The organism is Paenibacillus psychroresistens (assembly GCF_009728935.1).
GTDB lineage: Bacteria > Bacillota > Bacilli > Paenibacillales > NBRC-103111 > Paenibacillus_AC > Paenibacillus_AC psychroresistens.
In genome coordinates this window covers 5,345,116-5,370,490 of record NZ_CP034235.1, presented here as the reverse complement: position 1 = coordinate 5,370,490, position 25,375 = coordinate 5,345,116, and the positions used below count along the sequence as shown (strand labels likewise).

General features: G+C 41.7%; 24 protein-coding genes. 13 read left to right on the top strand and 11 right to left on the bottom strand.

The window, feature by feature from the left end; translation table 11 throughout:
- The first annotated feature begins 5 nt into the window (after positions 1-5).
- The 4 genes from EHS13_RS24615 to EHS13_RS24600 all read left to right on the top strand — a co-directional run bounded on the left by EHS13_RS24615 (position 6) and on the right by EHS13_RS24600 (position 5,633).
- The gene (locus EHS13_RS24615; RefSeq protein WP_193571441.1) at positions 6-2,261 is read left to right on the top strand and encodes an MMPL family transporter; all 2,256 of its coding nucleotides are present in this window, start codon (positions 6-8) and stop codon (positions 2,259-2,261) included.
- Positions 2,262-2,362: 101 nt separating this feature from the next.
- Positions 2,363-3,490: a radical SAM/CxCxxxxC motif protein YfkAB gene (yfkAB, locus tag EHS13_RS24610; protein WP_155702926.1), complete on the top strand. Its 1,128-nt coding sequence runs from the start codon at positions 2,363-2,365 to the stop codon at positions 3,488-3,490.
- A gap of 56 nt (positions 3,491-3,546) precedes the next feature.
- Entirely contained in the window at positions 3,547-4,854 is a 1,308-nt protein-coding gene (locus EHS13_RS24605; RefSeq protein ID WP_155705500.1) for a hemolysin family protein, read from the top strand.
- A 221-nt stretch (positions 4,855-5,075) separates the two neighbouring features.
- Complete coding sequence (locus EHS13_RS24600) at positions 5,076-5,633, top strand: guanylate kinase (protein WP_155702925.1); 558 nt, start codon at positions 5,076-5,078, stop codon at positions 5,631-5,633.
- A 310-nt stretch (positions 5,634-5,943) separates the two neighbouring features.
- Here EHS13_RS24600 and EHS13_RS24595 read toward each other — a convergent pair whose 3' ends face one another.
- Positions 5,944-6,399, bottom strand: a complete 456-nt coding sequence (locus EHS13_RS24595; RefSeq protein ID WP_155702924.1) for a YdeI/OmpD-associated family protein — start codon at positions 6,397-6,399, stop codon at positions 5,944-5,946.
- A gap of 164 nt (positions 6,400-6,563) precedes the next feature.
- On the opposite strand from EHS13_RS24595, the gene EHS13_RS24590 reads away from it, so the two are divergent.
- The 3 genes from EHS13_RS24590 to EHS13_RS24580 are packed head-to-tail and all read left to right on the top strand — an operon-like array spanning position 6,564 to position 7,642.
- Positions 6,564-6,767, top strand: a complete 204-nt coding sequence (locus EHS13_RS24590; protein ID WP_155702923.1) for a spore coat associated protein CotJA — start codon at positions 6,564-6,566, stop codon at positions 6,765-6,767.
- An 18-nt stretch (positions 6,768-6,785) separates the two neighbouring features.
- Positions 6,786-7,049, top strand: a complete 264-nt coding sequence (locus tag EHS13_RS24585; protein ID WP_155702922.1) for a spore coat protein CotJB — start codon at positions 6,786-6,788, stop codon at positions 7,047-7,049.
- Between the two features lie 23 nt (positions 7,050-7,072).
- Positions 7,073-7,642, top strand: a complete 570-nt coding sequence (locus EHS13_RS24580) for a manganese catalase family protein (RefSeq protein WP_155702921.1) — start codon at positions 7,073-7,075, stop codon at positions 7,640-7,642.
- A 17-nt stretch (positions 7,643-7,659) separates the two neighbouring features.
- On the opposite strand, the gene EHS13_RS24575 is transcribed toward EHS13_RS24580, so the two are convergent.
- A complete protein-coding gene (locus EHS13_RS24575; protein WP_155702920.1) occupies positions 7,660-8,073 on the bottom strand; it encodes a Cif family virulence factor in 414 nt (137 codons plus the stop codon).
- A 169-nt stretch (positions 8,074-8,242) separates the two neighbouring features.
- On the opposite strand from EHS13_RS24575, the gene EHS13_RS24570 reads away from it, so the two are divergent.
- Positions 8,243-8,920, top strand: a complete 678-nt coding sequence (locus EHS13_RS24570; RefSeq protein WP_155702919.1) for a hypothetical protein — start codon at positions 8,243-8,245, stop codon at positions 8,918-8,920.
- Positions 8,921-8,987: 67 nt separating this feature from the next.
- Here the strand turns inward: EHS13_RS24570 and EHS13_RS24565 are convergent, their stop codons facing one another.
- From EHS13_RS24565 to EHS13_RS24545, 5 genes are read right to left on the bottom strand one after another with little or no spacing between them, the layout of a single operon-like run.
- Entirely contained in the window at positions 8,988-10,085 is a 1,098-nt protein-coding gene (locus tag EHS13_RS24565) for a YheC/YheD family endospore coat-associated protein (protein WP_155702918.1), read from the bottom strand.
- Positions 10,086-10,094: 9 nt separating this feature from the next.
- Entirely contained in the window at positions 10,095-11,213 is a 1,119-nt protein-coding gene (locus EHS13_RS24560) for a YheC/YheD family endospore coat-associated protein (protein WP_227013513.1), read from the bottom strand.
- A complete protein-coding gene (locus EHS13_RS24555) occupies positions 11,214-12,587 on the bottom strand; it encodes a YheC/YheD family endospore coat-associated protein (protein ID WP_155702917.1) in 1,374 nt (457 codons plus the stop codon).
- Between the two features lie 36 nt (positions 12,588-12,623).
- Positions 12,624-13,721 carry a YheC/YheD family endospore coat-associated protein gene (locus EHS13_RS24550; protein ID WP_155702916.1) on the bottom strand — a complete coding sequence of 366 codons (1,098 nt, stop codon included), beginning with the start codon at positions 13,719-13,721 and terminating at the stop codon, positions 12,624-12,626.
- A gap of 19 nt (positions 13,722-13,740) precedes the next feature.
- Positions 13,741-15,117 (bottom strand): YheC/YheD family endospore coat-associated protein, encoded by a 1,377-nt coding sequence (locus EHS13_RS24545; RefSeq protein ID WP_155702915.1) that lies wholly within the window; start codon positions 15,115-15,117, stop codon positions 13,741-13,743.
- 143 nt (positions 15,118-15,260) lie between these two features.
- Here EHS13_RS24545 and EHS13_RS24540 point away from each other — a divergent pair, with 143 nt between their 5' ends.
- From EHS13_RS24540 to EHS13_RS24530, 3 genes are all read left to right on the top strand, one after another.
- Entirely contained in the window at positions 15,261-15,494 is a 234-nt protein-coding gene (locus tag EHS13_RS24540) for a hypothetical protein (protein ID WP_155702914.1), read from the top strand.
- A gap of 135 nt (positions 15,495-15,629) precedes the next feature.
- Entirely contained in the window at positions 15,630-18,131 is a 2,502-nt protein-coding gene (locus tag EHS13_RS24535; RefSeq protein WP_155702913.1) for a bifunctional diguanylate cyclase/phosphodiesterase, read from the top strand.
- 30 nt (positions 18,132-18,161) lie between these two features.
- A complete protein-coding gene (locus tag EHS13_RS24530) occupies positions 18,162-19,499 on the top strand; it encodes a DRTGG domain-containing protein (RefSeq protein WP_155702912.1) in 1,338 nt (445 codons plus the stop codon).
- A gap of 3 nt (positions 19,500-19,502) precedes the next feature.
- On the opposite strand, the gene EHS13_RS24525 is transcribed toward EHS13_RS24530, so the two are convergent.
- On the bottom strand, positions 19,503-19,799 hold the full coding sequence (locus EHS13_RS24525) for a YtpI family protein (RefSeq protein WP_155702911.1): 297 nt from the start codon (positions 19,797-19,799) through the stop codon (positions 19,503-19,505).
- Between the two features lie 84 nt (positions 19,800-19,883).
- Here EHS13_RS24525 and EHS13_RS24520 point away from each other — a divergent pair, with 84 nt between their 5' ends.
- Positions 19,884-20,402 carry a DinB family protein gene (locus EHS13_RS24520; RefSeq protein WP_155702910.1) on the top strand — a complete coding sequence of 173 codons (519 nt, stop codon included), beginning with the start codon at positions 19,884-19,886 and terminating at the stop codon, positions 20,400-20,402.
- Here the strand turns inward: EHS13_RS24520 and EHS13_RS24515 are convergent.
- From EHS13_RS24515 to EHS13_RS24505, 3 genes are read right to left on the bottom strand one after another with little or no spacing between them, the layout of a single operon-like run.
- Entirely contained in the window at positions 20,399-20,710 is a 312-nt protein-coding gene (locus EHS13_RS24515; protein WP_155702909.1) for a hypothetical protein, read from the bottom strand. The two genes, EHS13_RS24520 and EHS13_RS24515, sit on opposite strands and share 4 nt — an antisense overlap.
- Positions 20,711-20,766: 56 nt before the next feature.
- Positions 20,767-21,267: a sporulation membrane protein YtrI gene (locus tag EHS13_RS24510; protein WP_155702908.1), complete on the bottom strand. Its 501-nt coding sequence runs from the start codon at positions 21,265-21,267 to the stop codon at positions 20,767-20,769.
- Entirely contained in the window at positions 21,264-21,596 is a 333-nt protein-coding gene (locus EHS13_RS24505) for a YtrH family sporulation protein (RefSeq protein WP_155702907.1), read from the bottom strand. Before EHS13_RS24505 ends, EHS13_RS24510 begins: the two co-directional genes overlap by 4 nt.
- Before the next feature lie 157 nt (positions 21,597-21,753).
- Between EHS13_RS24505 and EHS13_RS24500 the strand changes: the two genes are divergently transcribed.
- Positions 21,754-25,308, top strand: coding sequence for a DNA polymerase III subunit alpha (locus EHS13_RS24500; RefSeq protein ID WP_155702906.1), 3,555 nt, complete (start codon positions 21,754-21,756; stop codon positions 25,306-25,308).
- Positions 25,309-25,375 lie beyond the last annotated feature (67 nt).

Below are 25,375 nucleotides of genomic sequence, written 5' to 3'. Positions count from 1 at the left end.
TCGTAATGAGGGAAACGGCAGAGAAAGGTTTTTTCTGGCAGTGGGGAAAAAGCATGTTTCGTTTACGGTGGATGATCGTATCCATTTGGATTGTTTTATTTATTTGTTTGGCTTTTTTTGCACAAAAGGCTCCAGCTCTTCTCAAGGATAATGGATTTACTCCAAAAGGCAGTGATTCCGATCTAGGCTTGATTCAATTGCAACAAAAGCTCGATTATCCGGCATCCACTTTCACCTTAATTTATCAAAGCGAAAATCTTAAATTAAGCGAGCCGGAAGCCTCAGCTCAAATTTTGGACTCACTTAATGATTTGCGTAAGCTGCCCTATGTCATGGATGTCGCATTAGTTCAAGCATCCCGTTTGCCAATAGAACATTTCGAGCACGTAAGCTCTAATCTCAAACAAGAAAATGTACAGGCCGTTAATGTTTTTGTGCAATTGAATGGGGATCAGGCACTGGATCATTACGCGGATATTAAAGCGCTGATTCATGCTCCAACGGGGATGCAAGTGAGCCTTACAGGTGGAACAGCGATTCTATTCGATATGCAGGATGCCAGCAAAAAGGATATTGTTAAATCCGAGGTGATAGGACTTCCTATTGCCGTTGTTGTGTTATTGATTATTTTTGGGACTGTATTAGGTGCTATTTTACCCTTAATTGTTGGTTTAATGAGTGTGACTGTGACATTAGGCATTACTTATTTTATTGCCCAAAGTGTGTCACTTTCCAACTTTTTACCGAATATTGTGACTATGCTGGGATTAGCTGTAGGGATTGACTATGCGCTTTTTTTAGTTAGCCGTTTCCGTGAAGAGCTCAAAACCCAAGCCACTATAGAGGATGCAGTTGCCATGACTAGCCAAACAGCTGGGAAATCAATTTTTTTCTCAGGTGTGGCTGTGTTGATCGGCTTGTTCGGCATGCTTTTTATTGATTTATCGATTTATCGCTCTTTATGCTTGGGTGGTGTAATTGTCGTTTCTGTGTCTGTACTAGTAGCGGAAACACTTCTTCTTGCTTTGTTGAGCTTATTTGGTACAAGAATCAACGCACTACGAGTCATTCCCTCCCGATTTCGCAGAAAAGAAGCTTCGCACTTTTGGGAAAAGATTGCCTACGGTGTGATGAAACGTCCGGTTACGATTATAGTTGTAATGGGGGCTATTTTGTTGTTCTTCACCTACCCTGTAGGTCAAATGAAGCTGGGAATGCCAGATTCAGGAGTACTGCCTCCGAGCTACGAGTCGCGTGCAGGAACGGATTTATTGAATCAAGCGTTTGATGCCCGCGAAATGAATCCGATTCAAATTTATGTTGAAAATGACCAATCAGTGTGGGATGAAGCCACAATTGAACGTATACAAGCTTATATCAATCAGCTCAACCAGTTGACAGGTGTTAAGGCAGTAAAGAGTTATTTAAGTGAATTTAAGGATCTGACATCAGCAGGAATGGCTGCTCAGTTTAAATCCAGTGGGCTTAAAGACCAGATAGTTTCAAGTAGGCTTGCCAAAGAAAACTCAGCTGTAATTATTGTGCAGCCCGAATATGATCCAGAGGACTCGCAAACGGATAGGCTGGTCAAAGATATTCGTGAATTGAATACGGGAGCTTTAAAAACAATGGTTACAGGAGGAACTGCTTACCGAGTAGATATGCTGCAGCGTATTCGGGATGGGATTCCCAAGGTGGTTGGTTTTGTAATGATCGTAACCTATTTGATTTTATTAATGGCTTTTAGGTCGATATTACTGCCTTTGAAAGCAGTTTTGATGAATTTACTAAGCTTAGGTGCCAGCATGGGTATTGTAGTGACGGTATTTCAGAAAGGTTTTCTCGCGGATCTGCTGCATATTACTTCCATTGGTTATGTGAGTGCGACACTGCCTGTCATTATCTTTTGCGTGGTATTTGGGATTTCAATGGATTATGAAGTGTTCTTGATTTCTAGAATTGCGGAAGAATATGAGAAGACTGGGGATAATGAAGTAAGCACGGCAGAAGGCCTTAAGAAAACAGGCAGCTTAATTACAAGTGCAGCTTTTATCTTAATTGTAGTAGTTGGTGCATTTATTTTTACAGATATTGAGATTATTAAGGCTTTAGGGCTTGGTTTAACATTGGCTGTTTTAATTGATGCTACATTAATTAGAATCCTGATTGTTCCCTCGTTAATGAAGCTTTTGGGACGAGCCAATTGGTGGGCTCCTCAGTGGATTAAAGGAAAATCCAAAGTGAAACAAGTGACCAAGTAAGGTACTTTTAGCTAAAAGGTTTATATTTGTTGCATTTTCAGGTAAAATGAACTTTATGGCTACAAACATAAAGCAAAATTATAAGTCAGGTGAGTTCATAAATGAAGGAAAAGCTATTGTTGCAGCCTCAGAAGCCACTTAGTCCGAACAACGATCCATGGGAGCCTATAACTTCTCTACAAAAATATGGAAAACATGTCCTGACTAGCGTGGAGATGACTATAACCAATCTTTGCAATATGCGTTGCGAGCATTGCGCGGTTGGGGATGCTCTAGTACTTACAGAAAAAGCGCCAATTCCATTAGCGGATATGATTCGCAAGCTGGAAGAGGTGGAGCATCTCGAAACAATCAGCATAACCGGAGGGGAGCCATCTTATCGAGAACAAACGGTAAAGGATTATATTATCCCTTTACTGAAATATGCGAAAGAACGTGGTGTGAAGTCACAGATCAACTCCAATGTAACGCTTCCGTTTTCTCGATATGAGCTAATGGCACCTTATCTGGATGTCATGCATATCTCGTTTAATTATTTGGACGAAGATGATTTCTGGCAAGTCGGATTTGCAAATGCAGGTCATCCAGTAGGGCGTGAAACTGCTGTCAAAATGTATGAACGTATGGTAGACAATATTAAAGCCTTAAGTAAAGGCGGTATGTTTGTTTCAGCAGAATCAATGATTAATTATCGGACACATACTAAGCTGCCTGAGATTCATCAGCTGATTAGTGAAATGGGCTGCAGCCGCCATGAGGTACATCCGATGTATCCCAGCGCTTTTGCTGCTAACCTACCTGTTTTATCTTTAGAAGAAATGCGCAGCTCGATCCATCAGCTTTTGGATAAGCGTAACCCCGAGCTTTGGATGTTGTTTGGGACTTTGCCTTTCTATAGCTGTAATGAGACAGCAGCTGATCAAGTGTTGATTAACAGATTACGTAATGAACCGAATGTTACCGTACGGAATGATCCAGATGGCAGAAACCGATTAAATGTTAATTTATTTACAGGAGAGATTTTTGTTACAGATTTTGCTGATTTTCCTGCTTTAGGCAATACAGCCCAAGATCGCTTGGATGATGTTTTTGCCAAATGGGTCCAGCACCCACTTAATCAATCTGTAAGTTGTTTTTGTCCACAAGCCAGCTGCTGTGGTCCAAACTTGCTCGTAGCCAACTCATATTATAAAACAGTCGATTTTACAAAGAGAAAAGCAATCATTTAACCTAAGGAGTAAAACTATTGGACGGATTCGATTTTTGGAGCACATTCTGGAACTTAATGCTTGTGCTCGTGCTTGTATTATTAAATGGATTTTTTGTTGCTGCTGAATTTGCGCTGGTTAAGGTTCGCCAAAGCCGTTTGCAGGAGCTGGTCAACGACGGCAATAAAAGAGCTAAGTACGCTTTAGCTGTAACTAAGAAATTAGATGCCTATTTATCGGCCACACAATTCGGTATCACGTTAGCTTCACTTGGTTTAGGCTGGGTAGGAGAAAAAACAATATCTCATATGGTCATGGAGCCGCTTTTAAAAGCGATTGGCTTTAATGTGACTGGTGCAAGTGAAACAATTTCAGTTATTATTGCTTTTGCAATTATTACTTTCATGCATATCGTGTTAGGGGAGTTAGCTCCTAAATCATTAGCCATTCAAAAATCAGATGCCACTGCATTATGGTTGTCTTTTCCACTTTTAATATTCTATAAAATATTCTATCCTTTGATTGCAATGCTGAATGGAGCTGCGAATGCATTATTGGGTATTTTTGGCGTACACCCTGCAAGCGAACATGAAGCTGCTCATACCGAAGAAGAAATTCGGATTCTGATGAATCAAAGCGTCAAAAGCGGTCATATTAATAAAGAAGAAATGGCATTATTCGATAATATCTTTGAATTCTCTGATCGTTTAGCACGAGAGGTAATGCTGCCCCGCATCGATATGGATTGCTTGTTCCTAAATGCGACTTATGCAGAGAATTTAAGCACCGTTTATAAAACAAAGCATACTCGTTATCCCGTTGCTTTAGAGGATAAAGATGAAATCGTAGGTTTTGTGCATATAACTGACTTGTTGACTGCAGACCCAGATGAAGAGCACGACCTCAAGAGTTTTTTACGGCCGATTCTAAATGTACCTGAATCCATGGAAATCAGTCATGTTCTGAAACTAATGCAGAAAAAACGTTCACAGCTGGCTATTGTCATAGATGAATATGGCGGTACAGCAGGATTACTTACTGCAGAAGAGATTCTTGAGGAAATAGTTGGTGAAATTCAAGATGAGTTTGATGACGATCTTCCTATGATTGAAATAAAAGAAAACTTAATTTCTGTCGATGGTCGAGTTTTAATTGAGGAATTGAGCGAAACGCTGCATCTGGATATTGAGGATGATGAAGTTGATTCCATTGGCGGTTGGCTGTTTAAGAATCTTGAAGGCATTCCTGCAGTAGGCAAGAAGATACAGGTCAATAGCAGAACCTTCGAGGTTGCTGAGGTGGATCGCTTGCGAATTGTGCGGATTCACATCTATAAAACAGAGGTTATTGTGGCGGAAGCTGAAGAAGTAAATAAAGATGAATAATTCGTGTACACTCGACTGCTGTCGGGTGTATTTTTTTAAATTCTAAGTAAGTATAAGTTTTTTTGCTTATACTGATCTTAGAATTCCGGGCAAATGCACAGCTTTTATTAAAAGAAGAGCGGGCGGAGTTGTTTATCCTTGCTAGCAAGTTGTCGAATTTTAGCATATGATAGAGGTAGAACTCAGATTATGCTTACGAAAACTCTTAGGAGGTGTCTACGATGATTTTTATTTTTACTGGGACAAGCGGTTCAGGACGGAAAACAGTAGCCAGAAAAGTTTGCGAGCAGCTGGGCATTAAGAAAATTGTTTCATATACAACCCGTGAGCCGCGTTCTAAAGAAGTAGAAGGCACAGATTATTATTTTATCAGTAGGGCTAAGTTTATAGCAGATGATTTAAAAGGAGAGTTCTTCCAAACAGCGGAAATCGATCATATTTTTTATGGGACAAAGAAAGTCAATGTACAGGCCATTGTAGACGAAAATGAAAGCGCTTATCTAATTGTAAATCGATCTGGAGCGAACCGTATCAAATTTGAGTTTAAAGAACAAGCTGTTCGATTATTCATATATGTACAAAAACAGACAGTTAGAGAACGTCTGGAAGCTAGAGGCGAATCTTTTGAAGTCATTGAACATTACATGCAGCATTATACAGAAGAAGTTACTTATCGCAAAGATTGTGAGCATGTTTATGAGAATATCGACTTAAGCCATACTTTAGAGCTTGTGAAACAAACAATGGAAGAGCATCTGCTTCCTCAGACAACAGAATAAGCAGCTTAAGCATAATTGAAACAGGACCTAGCGTAATTTACGCAAAGGTCCTGTTTTTGTGTACTTCGAGTGCTCGAGCCGAACGGGCTCGAAAGAGACTATAGCGCCATGAAGTGGCTTTATTAGTCTGAGATCGAACTCGGAAGAGGCTATAGCGCCATGAAGTGGCGTTACTCGTCTGGGATCGAGCTCGGAAGAGGGGATAGCGCCATGAAGTGGCGTTATTCGTCTGGGATGGAGCTCGGAAGAGGCTATAGCGCCATGAAGTGGCGTTATTCGCTCAAATGTCTCGGATTTACTTTAACTTTTTTTACTCAGCAATCATCAGCAAAGCTTTTTCTATCCGTGCGGTGCGGGTTTCTGCCTTTTTAGCGCTTATAATCCATTCAATATATTCTTTTTGATGGGAGTAGGCGAGCTCGGAGAAAATGGTTTTTATTTGCACACTCTTAGCAAGTGCAGCCTCTAGATCGAGGGGTATCTCATTTGTCCTCTTATCTTCATCGAACTGCATGGTAACCTCAACTTGATCTCCGTTTGAAGCACCGCAGCTTTCTCGCAAGTCTTTGTTAACGACCATATAATGGCGACCATCCCCATGCGGTAATAGTGAGCCTAAGTAAGGCACACCACTGATCGTACCTTTGACCGGAATCCGAGCCTTACTGGCAAAAACCTCATCCGCTTTAAATGGCACAGTAAGATAAGTCCATGCGCCTACAGTATCTGGTTTAACAAGATGGGCTTTAAATCGTTGTATTTCCATATAAAGCGCCTCAATCCTCTGCGTTTTTTTTCTATTTTAACATAAGAATTTAGAAAATCGGTACAAATGCCTATAACCAAAGGTAGGCACCTGTCATATGTTAAATCAAAGCCTAGGCGATTGCGTAGAATATTGGCATTCTGAATATTAAGGAGGAAATAATAATGAATAGTCCATCTAAGGTTTATGAGACTTTTGTAGGTCCTTTTGATCCTTGTCCACCTATCCGCTGTAAAAGCTATGTTACACCACCGCATTTATATATGAACTATCAGCCCATGTGTTTGCCGCAATTTACTCCTAAGGAAGCTTTGATGAAAGGCACTTTATGGCCTGCCTTATTCAGTTCTTATGAAAGAAGAAATTAGTAAAGGAGCTTAAATGATATGGACAAAGCCACTAATGATGAATATTACAAGCTATTATGTGAACTGCAAGCTCTGGACTTTGTGCTGGTAGAGTTAACGCTTTACCTAGATACACATCCCACGGATATGCCGGCGTTACAGCAATTTAATCAATTTGCCCAAAAAAGACAGCAAGTCGCTGCTGCATATGAGGTGAAATTTGGCCCGTTGCTGCAATTTGGCCACAGTTTTTCACGGTTTCCATGGCAATGGTCTCAGTCACCTTGGCCTTGGCAGGTTTAAGAAAACTCTAAGGAGGATCCCTAATGTGGATTTATGAAAAGAAACTGCAATACCCGGTAAGAGTCAGTAAATGTGATCCTATGATGGCTAAATATTTAGCGGAGCAATATGGGGGGGCAGACGGTGAGTTGGCAGCAGCTTTACGCTACATGAATCAAAGATATACGATACCTGATAAAATTATTGGCTTGCTAACAGATATTTCTACGGAGGAATTTTCTCATCTCGAAATGATCGCGACAATGATTTTCAAGCTGACGAAGGATGCTACAGTGGAGCAATTAAAGGCGGCTGGCTTAGGGGATCATTATGTGGCCCATGATCGAGCGCTTTTCTATAATAACGCGTCGGGTGTTCCCTTTACCGCTGCCTATATTCAGGCCAAGGGAGATCCAATCGCAGATCTCTACGAGGATATTGCGGCAGAAGAAAAAGCCCGCGCAACCTATCAATGGTTAATTGATATGACGGACGATGTTGATCTTCAAGACAGCTTGAAATTCCTGCGTGAGCGGGAAATCATTCATTCCTTGCGTTTCCGTGAAGCCGTTGAGATTCTAAAAGCAGATCAGACGGCTCAGAAGGTATTTTAACGAGGGTTCCGTTATTGCTACTGCTGTTGTTGACCCATTACTACTAGCCATTTCCCATATTTATACACTACTGGAATTGGAAGATTATCCCTTGGGTCTCCGTCTATTTTTGCTGAGAAAATAACCATATAGCTTGTAGCAGTTTGGGGTTCTAATGTCTTAATAGTGATGTCAGTTATCGATTGTTGGAATTTATTTTGTGTGTATGTATCTTTCTGCACCGATTTATCAGGAAAACGGAGATCATCTGAATACTGAACTAGGCTATCAATATCACCTGAATTAAGGGCATTTAAGTAGGCAAGAATGGTCTTTTTAATGGCTTGTTCCGGTGAATGGGCGGCATTGGCTTTTGAATCATGGATCAACGATAGAGCAAGCACAGCACCCATAGCAAGTATGGCAATTACAATTCCTAATTTTTGTTTCATCGAGAGTTCCCCTTTTTGTATGTTGGTCTAGCCTTGTTAACTTGCCTATTATAGCATCTGCTTATGTATCTTCCAAGTGGTATCGACCCAGATTGGTATACCCCCATTCTCCTCACGCAAAATATGTCGTATAATGTACCTAGTATTTTGCGGAAGGGAATGGGGATATATGAAAAAAATTGTACTAGGTATGTTAATTGGGATCGGATTGTCCCTGGGGTTTACTGCTTATGCAGATGATATAATTTCATTGATTGGCAAGAAAGTGGAAGGCAGTTTTCCGTTGCTAATTAACAACGTACGTGCGGATAAAGATGTGTTGGTTATTGATAGTACAAGCTATTTACCGGTCAGATCTGCGGCTGCTTTATTTGGTTATGATGTTAGCTTTAATGCGGATTTAATGGTGATATTAACAAAAAAAAATGATATGGTCATTAAGAACCCTAATGAGGTAGCTGTTGCAACACCTATACCTTCTAATACACCCTCACCATTAAATACACCTATACCTTCTAATACACCCTCACCATTAAATACACCTATTCCTACACCATCACAATCACCAGCTCCTACAACTACACCTACAACAACTCCTGCACCCGTTAGCAACGCTGAGCGTATAGATAAAATAAAAGTGAATATTATTGGAATGAATGCACAAATTGATGTCGTTTTGGGAGAAATTAAGAAAAATGAAACCTTATTAAAAAGCATTCAAAGTGATGTTAATCAAGCGGCTAAAATTCAGTCAACTAAAACAGAGATAACCAGACTCAAAGCTATTTATGCAGATTTCTTAAAGCAACTGGATAAATTAAACAAGTCACTAAATGAGATAAAATAACAAATTAAATAATAATAAGCCTTTTCTCAAGTTAGCTACTTAAGAGAAGGCTTATTTTGTGCCATCTTCATTCAGAATGGTTCTTTTCGTTTAGATATAAGGCATATTCCAATGGGCGACGAATCGCTGACTCGTAAGTATCGATTTCCTTAATCCGTGCAAACACCTCACGCGCTGGTTTAGGATTTACCTCCAATAACCAAACCTGACCCGTAGGTGATACGGCAATATCAAGCGCAAGCTCACATAAACGACCATAATGTTTCTCTAAATGCACCGCAACCAAGTGACTTAGCTGCTCCATTGATTTGCTGATTTCAGTTACTTTCTCGGCTGAATTAAAGCGACTTTGCAGCAGCTTGAGCATTGACATCGCTTTCCCACCGCCATGTAAGTTCGAGGTAACACTACGTAGAGGACCTATTCGTCCAGCACACCCTGTTACTTCCCAGTCACCTTTGCCATTCTTCTGGATTAATAAACGATAATCATGTACACGACCATCAGGCAGGGCTAGCGAAATCCCTTGCTGAATCAAATAATGATCTTTAAAACCCCAGCTTTGAAAGCTTGCAGCAATCTGATCTGCGCGCATTTTTCGTGGTGGAATAATTCGACGTGAAAGGTCTCTGCCTTGAATCAGAAAAAGCTGATTGCCCAGACGGCGAATGCAGAGGATCCCTCTGCCTCCGGTACCATCACTGGGCTTCAGATAAACAAGCGGATATTTTTGCAGAAAAGGGGATAGGTCGCTAGCTTTGTGATACTGAATAGTTTCTGGAAGATAAGCTCGAATACTGCGATCTTTATATAACGATTGATATACGTTCCACTTATGTGCAATGGGGCGATTTAAATAAGTTAGCTGTGGGTAACTGGCGCGAAACTTGCGTAATAATGGGAAACGATAGTTTTTTTGGTAGCGGCAGCGATCATAAATCAAATTAGGAATAGGCTTCCAGCTTCTGGTCCACTTTTTATTAAGCGGATCATATTGCAGGGCAGCAATAGCTTTTTTAGTGGGATGAAGGTCTTCTGGTGTAAACACAATTACATTTAGCTCGAGTTTTTTCCCTTGTATTGTTAGCTTGCGAAAATAATCGATTTCCTCGAGCCTTTTACCATTCAGATATAGCGCCATAATGCCAAGGGTTGGTTGAGGCAAACTATTCACCTACTTTTTCTTTCGGGTGTGAGTCAGATATTCACTAAATTGAATGATGCGTTCTAAAGATTTTTTGCGAATCTCAGGCTCATCGAATTTCATTGGCCGTGAATTAGCTTCGAAAAACCAGATTTGTCCGGTTGTATCGACGCCTAAGTCAAGCGACATCTCACCCATGGTATGCTTAGCTGCCTTCTCGATTTGTTTAGCGATAGCATAAGCGGACAGCTTCACACGATACATGATTCGTTTCCCCATTGCACGGCCAAATGTAATATTCAGCAGCTTTTGGGGTTCATCAATGGACCCGCCACGCGGAACGTGGGTGGTAATGCTGAAGTCGCCGGCAATTCTTGCTCCAACCCCAGTTATACTCCACAACCCTTTAGCATTCTTTTGAACGAGAACACGTAAATCGAACGCTCGATTGTTGTATTTAGCCAGCTGAATGCCTTGTTGAACGATATATTCTTCAGAGCCTATGCGTTGATTAAGCTTGGTACCAAGCTCTGTGATGGTGCGGTATGCCGAAATTCGGCTAGTTTGTTTAAACTGAATGTGCAGGCGGTAAGGCAGATCAGAATGAGTAAGTTCAATTTTCATAATGCCTCGACCGGCTTTGCCGCGAGCAGGTTTTAAATAGACAAGACCATAACGGTTAAGCATGGCTTCCAATTCATCGACTTGAGAAAGCATGCGTGTGGCTGGGATATATTTCTTCGTTTCCTTTGCCTTGCTCAACCATTCGAACAGAGTCCACTTGTTAAAGAAACTGGGATTAAACAAGCGGATTTTGGCATGCTTCATGCAGGCTTGTATCGTTTGCTGCACATCAGGCTGCAGCTCATCCATTCTTGATGGAATGCGATTGTAAATAATGGATGGAAGGGGTGTCATTTTCTGTACCCAGCTTTTGGTGTCGGCATTATAAATAAAGCTTTTAATTTTGGGTTTGCCGATCTTTATATCTCTAGCCGTAACAACACAAACCCTAGCGCCCAGCTCCTTACCTGTACGAATTAAATCTATAAAATTAAAGAGGTTGCCGCGAAACGGGCGATGTTCGTCATGCATGGTTAAGATGGCAATGGAAGTTGGTTTAGCACCATTACGGTAGTTGGAATCCAATTAGCCCTCCCTCCTCGGACGAAAACGGCTTAAATACTGGCAATGTTCAAACAGATTGACCAGAGACGTTCTTCCTTGAGCTTTTAGGGAAGGGAGCTTGAAGATAGATCGGCCTGGTTTAGCATTGGCTTCGAACATCCATACGCGCTCGTTTTGATCAATTCCTAAATCAAAGCCAAGCTCACCTAAGGTATGCGGGTAATTTCGTTCAATGGCTTCTGCAAGCCGAATAGCTACATTCTTGGCATTCTCCAGCACTTGATCACCTCTGCTGCCAAAGACACTTTTCAGCACTTGCTCAGGCATCATCAGCATTCCACCAGACCGTACGTGTGTAGTTACGCTGCCTTTTCCGGCTTTCTTAGCACCAATTCCAGAAGCCACCCATTGATTGCTGCCATTCTTGGTAAGGTGGAAGCGGAAATCAATGGGGCAATTCTCGAGCTCGATTAGACGCACACCTTGCTGTAAGACATAATATTGCAGCTTGAGATTGTGCCGTTGCAGCATTTTGAACAACCCGTCAAAACGCGGAAAGCGGATAAGCACATTAATGCCATTCCGACGAAAGCGAGCGAAATATCCACGATTAGGTGTATAGGTAAGGCGATATATTCCGATTCCCAAGCTGCCTGCATCAGGCTTCAAGTAAACGAAACGGTGTTTCTCCATCATGCGGCGAATTTCATCTGCTTTGGGATTATTGATCGATTCAGGTACATGCTTGGAAGCTTCCTGTTCACCATCCAGTAAACGATAGATGTCATATTTATCAAAAAAGCTCCAGTTGAACAGCGGGATTTTCCGATTGACAAACTTTGTTTTGAAAGCAGACATGGCTGCAGAGTTTTCTGCTCTGCGGCTTGGCAAACGATTATAGACAACATCAGGCAACGGAACCGTCCTGCGGATCCATTTCCCGTTTGCATCTAGGAAGTATCCAGTCACCACTTCACGATTCCAGTCGACATGATTGGCGGCAAAAGCAAAGTAATAGGCTTTATTCGCACCAGCCTGCATGAATTCGCGGATAAACCCTGTGCGTCCGCCAAAAGGCAATACAGCCGAATTACTAGCAGGTCCAGCTAATACTCCGATTAAAGGTCCAAGCTGGATCTCGCGCCCATTGCTGCTTTTGACCATACATTTACCTGAGGCAGGTAAATAGATCGAGGATGAGAGTACATGCGGGATGGACATTACATGGCCTTCTCGATTCCAAAGCTTCACATGTGCACTTACTGATTTATTGCCAAGCTTTAGAATGATGGGGCGAGCCGTATTAATTTGCAAGGCTTTGCTTAAGGAGCGACTGATTGTAATCACTTTTTCTGATTGTTGCGTAATGATGATGGAGCAGGTGGTCAAACTCATCAGGCTACCCTCCCAAGATTGTTCCTAAATTAACAGTTATTGCAGTAAAAAACGTGCGTATTGCAGTGGGTTGCTCATGGCTTCATATCTAGCAGCGGGTTGAGTAAACCATCGAGCAGCCGCTCTGCCGGGCTTAGAATTAACTTCAATAACCCAGATTGACCCAGATTGATCAATACCTATATCCAATCCAAGCTCAGCCAGTCGGCCAAAATGGTGCTCGAGATGAGTGGGGATTAATGACGATAGTTGATTGATGGTATCGATGATTTGGTTAGCACGAACAGAATCAAATTGCTTGACTAGCAAGGGTAGCACCTGAGCACCTTTGCCACCGCCATGTAGATTGGAGGTAATGCTTGTTGGCTGGCCCACTCGAGCAGCCATACCCGTCTGTGCCCACTGGCCGTCTCTACCCTTTTGCATCAAAACGCGAATATCGAATGCATTTCCATCATCTGTTTGAAGTGATAAATACTGCTGAATCAGATAACTTCTTGATCCAATAAAGGCAAGCAGCCATTGCAGCAAAGCAAATGAATTCGTAAAAGATTTAGCAATAGGTCGATTCTGCATGCTTCTCCCACGCAAGCTGTATGAAGCAGTATCAGATTTAGTAATAATCAAGACACCTCTTCCTTGTGAACCAGCCTCCGGTTTTAATACGACGGAAGAATATTCCTTAAGCCATCGGAAAAGAAGCGAAGGCTGCCTAAATAGTTTTGTCAGCGGAATATGTGGTGTTAACTTCGGGTGCTTAAGCAGTACCTTATGCACTCCCCATTTTCCCTGAAGGACACGACCCAGATAAGGGGTTTTTTTAAGTCGCTGTAAGGCACTGACTGCTGATTGATGCCGTAAATAATGAGGATAGCTGGTAAAAAAGGCCCGGTCATAAATGAGATCTGGCAGGGGGAAGGACGCTTTAATCCAACCAGAAGCCTGATATTTATACCCTTGAACTGTCGCTGTTTTATCATCCACGTGGGTTGGGGAGAATACGAAAACGAGAATGCCCCATTTAGTCCCAAGCTCACAAAGGTGGGCAAAAAGGGATTGGCCTGTAAAAGGTGGGCCGATTTGAGATGGGCTTATCATAATCCCGACTATTTTTTGATAAGATTTAGTAAGCATAGATCACCTCAGTCGGACCTTATGAAAACTTGGCTAGAAATTGAGCATAACGCACGACCTTGATGACAGAGGGTCTAATCTTATTTTCAACTAGCGGTGTATTATCTTCTTTAGATGGTTTTGAATTTACCTCAATCAGCCATACTTTTCCATGAGAATCCGCAGCTAAATCAATCCCTAGCTCAGCAAAATGTCCAGGCACCTGAGCTTCAATACCTTTAGCAATCTTCAATGCAGCTATGCCTAGCTTATTATTCAACGTGGATTTATTGGCAGGGTTGAGGTTGGATTTACCGACAATATCTTTGACTTTGCTTAAACTGCCGCCTCGCGCCAAATTGGAAACGAAATTATGCTGGCCAGCCGTTCTAGCTACTATGGAAGTCAAGGACCATTCACCCAACTCATTCCTTTGCACCAACACGCGAAAATCGATAGGTCTTCCGCCAATTTCTATGAGCTTTAATCCCTGTTGAATTTGAAAGCTTTGGTGCTTAAGAACGCCGGAAATGCTGCTATACAAAGAAGTAAGGTTTGAAAAATTTTTAGTCCGCATTCCACTCAACGTATTATTGAACGAGTATTGATAGCTTTTATCTGAGAGTCTAGAAATACGAATGATTCCTTTGCCTAAGCTGCCTGTAATGGGTTTGAGGAAAATCGTTGAATGTCTGGCCATCATCGACTTGAGCATTGCGAAGCTTTTAAAATGATAGGATTCTGGTAAAAGCCCGAGTAATCCTGGCTCTTTTTTCAAGGCTTCGAAAACTTCAGTCTTATTCAAATATTTCTCATTAAAAACCACAGAGCCATAACGGGATTTAGCATCATTCATCAGCTTCTGTACGATCGGTTGATTCTCCAGCTTTCGTGTGGTTAAGCGATTGTAAATGACATTAGGAATAGGGAAAGTTTTTTTATTCCAATGGTTGGAAAAGCTCCAGCCGTTTAAGGTTTGCGAATTTGGAGTGATACCCTTTGGCGTATAGAAATAAATGAATGCACCATATTTGGCACAGGCATCCGTTAATTCCTTGCAGAACGCTGTGTTAGCTCCAAATGGCTTTTCACTGTCTTTAGTGGACACTCGGCTCATCATCACGCCAATTAAAGGACCGATGTAAAGCGTACGTGTGCTCTTTCTGTAGCGAATGCTTAGATTTGCGCCATCATGCAAGCCCAGAAGATTGGCTAATGTTCCTTGTAGACGTAATCCGACCAACCGAGCAATCGAGATAACCTTGACATCTTTTTTATGAGATCCATAAACCAAAGTAACGCTTTGATTCGCCGTTAGCTTCCATTTCTTGAAAAAGGTTTCTCCGAGCATAATGGTCTGATCATCCAAGATAGCACTGTCGCTTTGCACATGGATCGCGATTTTTGTTGTTGCCATAGATGGCCCTCCTTCCAGCACTTCTTCATCATATGAGGGCGTATTTTCCTTGGTGCTTATTTAGCGCCTATCTTCCGCAAAACAGTATCATATCGGTTAGAAGAATTTCATATACTGATTAGACCAGAAGGGAGTGATTATAGATGAAGGGGTTACAAAATTATATTTATTTGATTGTTGCAGCCGGAATGTTGATTGTTGCGGTTCCACAACTGCGATTGGGACAAGGTTTTAGCATGGAGACGATTTTTGCCGTTACCTGGCTTGCATTGGCACTTACTGTTATTGCTGCTCATTCCTATTTTTTATTAAAAGTAGACCAGGAAGTTAGCGTTGAAACAAAAGCTTTGAAGCAAGTGCAGCGCTCAGATAGATAAGTTTTTTCGACAGCATTAAATCAGATGCAGGCAGCTATAACTAGTCGAATAATGGAAAAATCCCTTGAATTATGCTGGGTTAGGGTTTACTATTATATGTTATAGAACAGCAAATGAGTGAATGGATGTCATACAATGAAAAGTTTTTTCTTGCCTAGTGTTAGTTTGATGAATCGACTTAGTTATTTGCAGAAGTTTTCGCTAATTGGACTTTTCTTTCTGTTGCCTATTGGCCTTACCTTATATTTGCTTATTTCCGATCTAAATGCTCAGATCAACGTGATCAAGTTAGAGAAAAAGGGAGTCGCCTATAACGCGGCTATCCGTTATTTTATTGAAGATGTTCAACAGCATCGCGGACGAGAAAATATCCTCTTAAATGGAGATGCTGAATTTAAGGATGCTTTGGTTCAAAAAAACATAAAAATACTTGCAGATATTGAGGTAATCCATAGTGCTGAAGCCACGTTTGATAGTAAATGGCAGGCAAGCAGCACCTGGTTCCAAATTGAGAAACAATGGGATTCCTTGCAAAAGCAACAAAACAAGCTTGCTCCTGTGGAAAGCTTCTCCTTACATACTAAAATAATCAAAGATAGCCTAGTCTTAATAAACCAGATAAGCAGTTATTCGAAGCTGAAGCTGGATTCGGATAATCATACATACATTGAAAGCTTGCTAATTAAGCTTCCAGAAACGCTAGAAACAATTGGACAAGCTAGAGGGTTAAGTGCAGGTGTGGTTGCCAAAAGGTATTTATCAGAATCCGAAGCATATAGACTTATTACCTTATCAGGAACAATTAATCCTCAATTTGATGACATCAAAAAAGGATTGCTTAATTTTAACAATAGTTTGAAGTTTAAGAGCAAGCTGCCGGAGGACATAGATAATTTCGGAGTGAAATATGTTACTTTTCGGTTTGCTGTGGATAAATTAGTGGGTGCTAACCCTGATTTCACAGAAATGAAACCCAACCAATTATTTGATTTGGGAACCGAAGCATTGGATGCGGGATTTAAGCTGTACGACGATGGCTTGCCGCTATTAAATCAGTTATTAAATAAAAAGTCGGATGAACTGCAGCAGAAAAAATACTTTGTAGCCGGATTTACAGGTGCGATTTGGTTAATTTTGGTCTATTTATTCGTTGGGTTTTACCTTTCTGTTCTACGAGCAGTCTATAAATTAATGCGGGCTGCGGCAAGAATGTCTAACGGCGATCTCAGTGAACGCATTTATTTGGATACTAAGGACGAGCTTCAATCTGTGGGAAATGCATATAATAAGATGGCGATATCGCTTGATAATATTCTCAAAGAAAGAGACAGCCAGGAGGAAAAAATTAAATTCCTTGCCTACCATGACGCCTTAACAAGATTACCGAATCGAGTCTTGTTCCAAGATCGTTTGGGACAAGCATTAGCGCTCGCAGCACGCTCCAAAGAGCTTGTTGGTGTGATGTTCTTGGATTTGGACCGCTTTAAGTCGATAAATGATACTTTTGGACATAGTGTAGGAGATATATTGTTGCAAACGGTAGCGGAACGTTTGAAAAGCTGTTTGCGTGCATCGGATACAGTCACACGGATGGGCGGGGATGAGTTTCTGCTAATTCTGACCGGTTTATCAGAAATGGATCAAATCACCATTCTGGCGGAGAAGCTGCTGCTCGTTTTAGCTAAGCCTTTAAAGCTCGAGTCCATCGAACTTACTATTTCAGGTAGTTTAGGCATTAGCGTGTACCCTCAAGATGGGAACGATCAAGAAACCTTGATTCGCAATGCAGACGCTGCTATGTACAATGCCAAATCACAAGGGCGCAACAATTATCAGTTATATGATATTCGGATGAATCTTTTGGCGAAGGAACAGCTTCAAATGGAGGAAGCTTTACGCAAAGCTTTAGTCAGAGATGAGTTTGTACTGCATTACCAACCCAGGCAGCATGTAGCCAGTGGTCAGATTACGGCTGTAGAAGCATTGATTCGTTGGCAGCATCCCAAATTAGGCTTATTATATCCATCCGAATTTATTAGTATGGCTGAAGAAACAGGATTAATCGTTGAAATTGGTGAATGGGTGTTACGAACAGCTTGTTTACAGAATAAAGCTTGGCAGAAAATGGGGATTAACCCTAAGCGAGTATCCGTTAACATCTCAAGTATTCAATTTCAGCGTGATGACTTTTATCAGACTGTACTTAAGGTTATTGAAGAAACGGGGCTTGAGCCTTTTTGGTTAGAGCTGGAATTAACGGAGAGCATGGTTATGCGAAATGCAACTATGACTATCGCGAAGCTGAATCAATTACGCGAACTAGGTGTGAAAATTTCACTTGATGATTTTGGAACAGGATTTTCGTCCTTAAGCTATTTAAAGCTTTTTCCAATCGATATTATCAAGATAGATAGCTCCTTCATTCAGGATGTTTCAGCTGACTCCAAGGATGCAGCGATTACCAAAACGATTATAGCTTTATCACGTCGCCTAAAGCTTAGTGTTGTCGCAGAGGGAGTAGAAACCTACGAGCAGCTTTCGTTCTTGCGTTCGAGAAAATGCAATGAAATTCAAGGCTTTATTATTAGCAAGCCACTTGCGGAAGAGGAAATAACTTTGTTCTTACAAGCCAGATAAGCTTTGAACGAGAATGGAGGCGAGAGCAGAATGGATACGGAAGAAGTTAAACAAACGATTACAAAGCATGAACAAATCATTAGACATATTGAAGCCTTAAAGGTCGGCAGTAAAATATCCGTTCGCCAGATTGCAAAGGCCATGGAGGTTAGTGAAGGCACAGCTTATCGAGCCATTAAAGAAGCGGAAAACCAAGGCTTGGTTAGTACTAAAGAACGAATTGGCACAGTTAGGGTTGAGAAAAAACAACGAGCTAATATCGACAAGCTTACATATGGCGAAGTCGCTAATATTGTCGATGGTGAAGTACTAGGCGGGACAGATGGACTGCCTAAAACCTTGAATAAATTCGTCATTGGTGCCATGCAGCAGGAAGCGATGCTGCGTTATATTGATGCTGGCAACCTATTAATTGTCGGCAATCGGGAGAAAGCGCATATTTGTGCATTGGAGCAAGGAGCAGCTGTGCTGATTACTGGTGGGTTCGTTGCAAGTGAAGAGGTTATCAAGCTAGCTAATACTTTAAGTTTGCCAATCATCTCTAGCAGCTACGATACTTTTACAGTGGCTTCGATGATTAATCGCGCCATTTATGACCGTTTAATTAAGAAAAAAGTCATGTTAGTCGAGGATATTTTGTCTGAAAAAACAGAGGTTTTTGCCTTGAAAAGCCATCATACAGTCAAGGATTGGCAGCTCTTGATTGAAAAAACTGGACATAGCCGGTTTCCGGTAATCGACGAGTGGAACCGTGTAATCGGGATGATTACTTCCAAGGATATGGTTAATACGGATCCCAATCAAACCTTAGATAAACAGATGACACGCAATCCGCTAACCGTGCATTTAAGGACCTCAATTGCTTCGGCAGCGCATTTAATGGTTTGGGAAGGGATTGAATTATTGCCTGTAGTCGATACCAATCGCAAAATGATTGGCGTGATCAGCCGCAAGGATGTTATGAAGGTGATGCAATATATCCAACGGCAGCCGCAAATTGGGGAAACCTTTGAGGATTTAATCTGGTCAGGTTTTGATGCAGTTCGGGACGAGCAAGGGCAGCTTGCTTTTCGTGGTGTGGTTTCTCCACAGATGTCGAATAACTTTGGTTCAGGCTCTGCAGGTATTCTAACTACTTTAATGACACAAGCCGCTTATCAAGTGGTGCATGAGCATAAAAAAGGCGATTTAGTCATTGATAACATGTCGATTTATTTTATTAAACCGGTCCAAATGGATAGCATTATTGATATTCGCCCCAAAATTATCGAAATCAGCCGTAAATTCGGTAAGATCGATGTAGAGATATATCACGATGGCCAGCTTATTTCTAAGGCGCTGCTCACTGCACAAGTATTTGATCATTAAAGATTATTGCTTGCGTGAGCGATAGTGCATGAGGTTGCGCGCACCTGAGAAGAAATTGAATAATCCTAATAAAAGGAAGATGATTCCTAAAACAGTACGCATGTTATTAGCTTCAAACAGAAAAATCTGCAGCAACGCCATAGATACGAGCATGAATCCCATGGAAATATTCATTTTGGAGGATAAAACACCTTTTTTAAAGGCGTCTGTTTGTAAACGAGAACGGTAGCTATAGAAAACTGTCGCCAGCAACGAAAGCAAAATGACCGTAGTAAGGAAAAACGAAAAGTAAGATAACATGGGAAAACTCCTTCAGCCGCGTTTTTCTCCACTCTACTGATAATTCACCATAAAATCAACTTTTAACTATAATAGGAGGCAAATATGAGCATTAGACCTGAAACTGACGAATACCCAGCATTAGCAGAGCAATATGTCCGTTTAGTGCCAGAGGGTAGCTTGAAAATTATTTTGCAGAATCAGCATGATATAACGCGATTATTATTGGGAGGACTAACCGAAGAGCAAGCCGCTTTCAAGTATGCAGAAGGTAAATGGAGTCTCAAAACAGTAGTCGGGCATATTGTTGATGTGGAGCGGCTATGGAATTATCGTATACTGAGAATTGCACGCGGGGATGTACGAGAGTTACCCGGATATGATCGTGATATTTTTGCATTGGAAGCTCCATTTGAAGATTTACCGTTTATCGAGGTGCTTAAGGATTATTCAGCTGTTCGACAATCGTCAATTACGCTTATTAATCATTTATCAGAGTCCATTATGCTTCGTCGTGGAGAATTTCAGAATCATCCATTGTCTGCACGCGCAGCTGCTTTCATCATAGCTGGGCATGAAACACACCATATGAATGTGATTAAAGCTAGATATTTACTGCCTTAATCATATTTGGCATCTTCGATCCTCGTTTTATGCTCAAGGATAAGCTCTGCCTCTGTTTCGAAGTTCAAATATAAGGGTGCTGGAAGTAAGTCCAGAATATGCTCAATCATCGGCAATGTAAGAAATTCGTCTATTGTTTGCGGGTATTGTTCCAAACTATTAAACCATTCACGTACTGCATCAATAAAAATATAAAAGGAAGCTTCGAATTCATTTGCAGAAGATTCTGCTTCCTCAGAATCACTCTTCGACATCGCTTGCCAGTTGCTTAAAGTGACCTCTAATGCTTGTTTAACTTTTGGATGCATGATTTATTACCCCATATTCTTCGTGAGTTATAGGATAGAGTATACCACTTTTCAGCTTATTTTCGAACCACTGCTGCACTTAGCGTAATCGTTAATTCATCGTCAATAATGATAAGGCTCCGCACATAAATGGTATAATCTCGTTCTTGAATGGCGTGATAGGTTTTGCCTTCCAGCAGATTACGATAGAGCAAGGGGTCATCTCTGATTTTACGAATCTCTGAACCGTATAAGAATTGGAGGTCTTGTGTAATCTCTTCACGCAATTTATTTTCACTAACCTCGTCCATTTTATTAGCTTCGGGTTTTCGTTCAAAGGTAACTTTGATGCTATGAATAAGAGCATGCGAGGATTTTTTTTGTTTAAGGCCATTTAGCCGGATATCGTCTTTTAAACTTTTCAATTCAGAGCGCAGCTGTTGATTTTGAATCGATAAAATGCTGAAATTATTCTGATAAATACTCATGAAAAGCGCACAGCCAACAATCAATCCAACGAGAAAAATTCCAGCTCCAGCAAGTGCCTTTTCATAACGCTCAAATGGGGGAACTCTCATGATTTACCTGGGCTTTTGCAAATCCATTGGATTAAGAGGAATCCGAGATGAGCCCCGATAAAAGCACTAATAAAGAATAGAATTTGTTTAATTGCTGGAGATAAGTAACCTTCAAGAAAATTACTCTCTATGACTCTCAAGGGATCGATTGTACCCCCGACTGCGGCTACCATAGCCCATATTTTAATATTCCCTGCAATACGTTCCATCGTAAACGAGGGTGACTCCAGAAAAATGACTGCGCTAATTCCACCCAATAGGCTGCCGCCAAGCACAATCCCAAAAGCGATAAAAAAATCGGATGCCAGCTTTGTAATGAAATGAGCCATTTGTGAAGCTCCCCTTTCGGTCTTGCTTAATGCAGAGGATTGTCCTCTTTTATTTGTATGAATCTTTGTATGAAATAAGTATGGGAATAGAGGTTCGCTTTTTAGGCGTGCTATGGTAAAATAGAAGGAACGCGCAACAGAGAGGGAACGACGACCTATGGATAATTTTGTCCATCTTCATGTACATAGTGAATATAGCTTATTGGATGGTGCTGCACGAATTGATAGCTTAACAGCAAAAGCAGCGGAATTAGGTATGTCTTCGTTAGCTTTAACGGATCATGGTGTCATGTACGGGGCAATCCCTTTTTATAAAGCTTGTTTGAAGCATGGAATTAAACCGATTATTGGCTGTGAAATGTATTTTACAAGTGGTTCTCTACATACTAAAGCAAGCAGGCAAGACCAGCCGATCTATCACCTGCTGTTATTGGCGAAGAATCATATCGGCTACCAGAATTTAATGAAGCTTTGTTCCATTGCTCATTTAGAAGGCTTTCACTATAAACCAAGAATAGACTTGAAGCATCTTGCCTTACATTCCGAAGGAATCATTTGTTTAAGCTCGTGCCTAGGAAGTGAGATTTCGCAGCATCTGCTGCATGATCGTTATGAGGAAGCTAAGCTGGCGGCTGAGAAATATCAGCTTATTTTTGAGGATGATTTCTATTTGGAGCTGCAGGATCACGGAATCTATGAGCAAAAGAAAGTGAATTTGTCGATGATCCGCCTAAGCCAAGAAACGGGGATCCCGCTAGTTGTGACCAATGATGTGCATTATGTATTATCTGAGGATCATGCGATGCAAGACATTCTTCTCTGTATTGGCACAGGGAAAACCGTTGATGATCAGGACAGGATGAAATTCGCTTCGACGCAGCTTTATCTGAAAAGTGGAGCGGAAATGGCTGGATTGTTCGCACATGCACCGGGGGCCATGACGAATACGGCCGAGATTGCTGCAAAATGTGAGCTTAAGCTGGAGTTTGGCCAATCGATTCTGCCTAGATTCGAACCCATTCCCGAGGGATTATCAGCGGGTGAATATTTAAAACAGCTGTGTTTAACAGGGCTGGAACAACGTTATGGCGAAAGCGAAGATTGGTTAAATATAGAACCGCGTGAAGTACTGGATCAACGTCTCAGCTATGAATTAAGTGTCATTCAAACTATGGGGTTTTCCGATTATTTCCTAATCGTTTGGGATTTTATTCGTTATGCACATGAACAGAATATTGCTGTAGGACCAGGACGTGGTTCATCTGCGGGTAGTTTAGTCGCTTACGTTCTGAAGATTACTGACGTCGATCCCATTCGTTATCAATTATTGTTTGAGCGCTTCCTTAATCCAGAACGAATTAGCATGCCGGATATCGATATTGATTTCAGCGATGAGCGGCGAGATGAAGTCATCGATTATGTCGTGGATAAATATGGGGCAGAGCGTGTAGCCCAGATTATTACATTCGGTACCATGGCAGCCAAGGGGGCTATTCGTGATGTCGGCAGGGTATTGAATATGCCTTACCATGAGGTAGATCGCGTAGCTAAGATGATCCCCTTTCAGCTAGGCATTACTCTTGAAGAGGCAATCGCAGGCAGTCCGGAATTGCAAGCTTTAAGCCATAGCCATGCTAAGACAGCCGAGCTCCTGCAAATTGCCATGAAGGTAGAAGGTATGCCGCGTCACGCTTCCACACATGCAGCAGGCGTCGTGATATCGAATGAACCTTTAACTCAATATGTCCCTTTGCAGGAAGGCACGGTGAAGACACCGTTGACTCAATATGCTATGGAGCATCTAGAGAGCATTGGTCTATTAAAAATGGATTTCTTGGGCTTGCGCACGCTTTCGATTATTGAACGAACGCAGGCATCGATTAAAAGCTCGTTTGGCGAGCCCTTGAACTTCAAGAAGATACCGGACAATGATCCCTTAACCTATGAAATGTTAAGTCGTGGTGACGCAACAGGCGTTTTTCAAATGGAGTCTCAAGGTGTTAGACGTGTGCTTAAGGACTTAAAGCCAACGGAATTCGAGGATATTATTTCAGTGTTAGCACTTTATCGTCCTGGGCCAATGGAATTCATTCCTAAATATATTCAAGGCAAGCATAAAGAGATTGAAGTGGATTATCCACATGAATCTCTCATTCCCATTCTGCAGACAACCTATGGGATCATTGTTTATCAGGAACAAATCATGCAAATCGCTTCTAAGATGGCAGGTTTCTCTCTGGGAGAGTCAGATGTGCTTCGCCGTGCGGTCAGCAAGAAAAAGCGTGAGGTGCTGGATCAACAACGGGCGCATTTTGTCGCCGGCAGCTTGCAAGAGGGCTATTCAGATGAGGATGCGCATAAAGTATACGATATGATTGTCCGCTTCGCTGATTATGGCTTTCCGCGAGCTCATGCGACGGCTTATGGCGTGATTGCTTTTCAAACCGCTTATTTACGGGCACATTATCCAGCTCATTTCATGAGCTCCATGCTGACAGCCGTTATGGGGAGCCATCGTAAGGTTGCTGAGTATGTCGATGATTGCCGTCGTTTGCAGATCAAGGTATTGCCACCGGATGTCAACGAAAGCGGGATGATTTTTACGCCGGTGAAGGTGGATGCTGAAGGAACAATGGTCATCCGATTTGGTCTAGCTGCAATTAAGAATGTAGGTACTCAAGCGATTGATTCCATTATGAAGGAACGATTAGAACGGCCATACGATAGCTTGCTTGATTTATGCCGCCGTGTGGATTTGAGAGTTTGCAATAAACGGGTTTTAGAATCCTTGCTGCAAGCAGGTGCCTTTGATTCCTTGGAGGGCCATCGCGCCCAGCTGTTAGCTATCTTGGATGCAACCTTGGAAGCGGCGATCAAGTGGAAAAAGGAGCGGGATGAGCTGCAGCTGTTTTTGTTTGGTTTTGATGAGGAAATCAATTGGACGATTGAATATCCGGAAATTCGCCCATTTACGATCATGCAGCAATTGGAGCTAGAACGAGAATTGCTCGGTATTTTTCTCTCAGGCCATCCATTGGATGCCTATGAAACACTGCTGCAAACCAGCGGTGTTTCCGCAATGATTCATTTGCCAGAGCTCCCAGACCTCAGTGAAGTTATTGTCGCAGGAATGGTCATATCAGTGAAAACTATAGTCACCAAAAAGGGCATGCAAATGGCTTTTATTGAGCTTGAGGATCGAGTGGAGAAAGTCGAAGTGGTCTTATTCCCTGAAACCTGGAAGAGATTTAATAGCTTTATCCAAAAGGGTGAATTAATCTTAGTCAAGGCAAAGCTGCAGCTGCAGGACGAGGACATCAAATTATTGGCAGATCAAGTTGTGGCAATGAATAATCCGGATCAGCAGGATCAGCTGCTTTTGCAGTTTCAACGCACAACTTACTCCAAACAACAATCACGTAATGTGGAACCGAAACCGAGGTCGACTCCCCCAGTGGAAAAGCCCAAGCCTGCAAGCAGTAAGCAGCAGCGTGTTTTTGTGAAAATTAGTGAAGCCTATGAGAATCAAACTATTCTTGCAAGGCTAAAAGCAGCTCTTCAGGATCATAGCGGTTCCTTGCAGGTTGTACTTTTCTACGAGAGGGAACAGAAGATGGTCGCACTCAATAACCAATATAACGTTAAGCCATCTGAGGATTTTATTCGCTCCCTTGAAGCATTGATGGGAAGCGGAGCTATTAAAGTGCAGTAGCCTATCTATCTGGTAATCATTCCATTATCTTTCCATTGTTGCGATAAAAAGTGTTTTTGTGTTATCA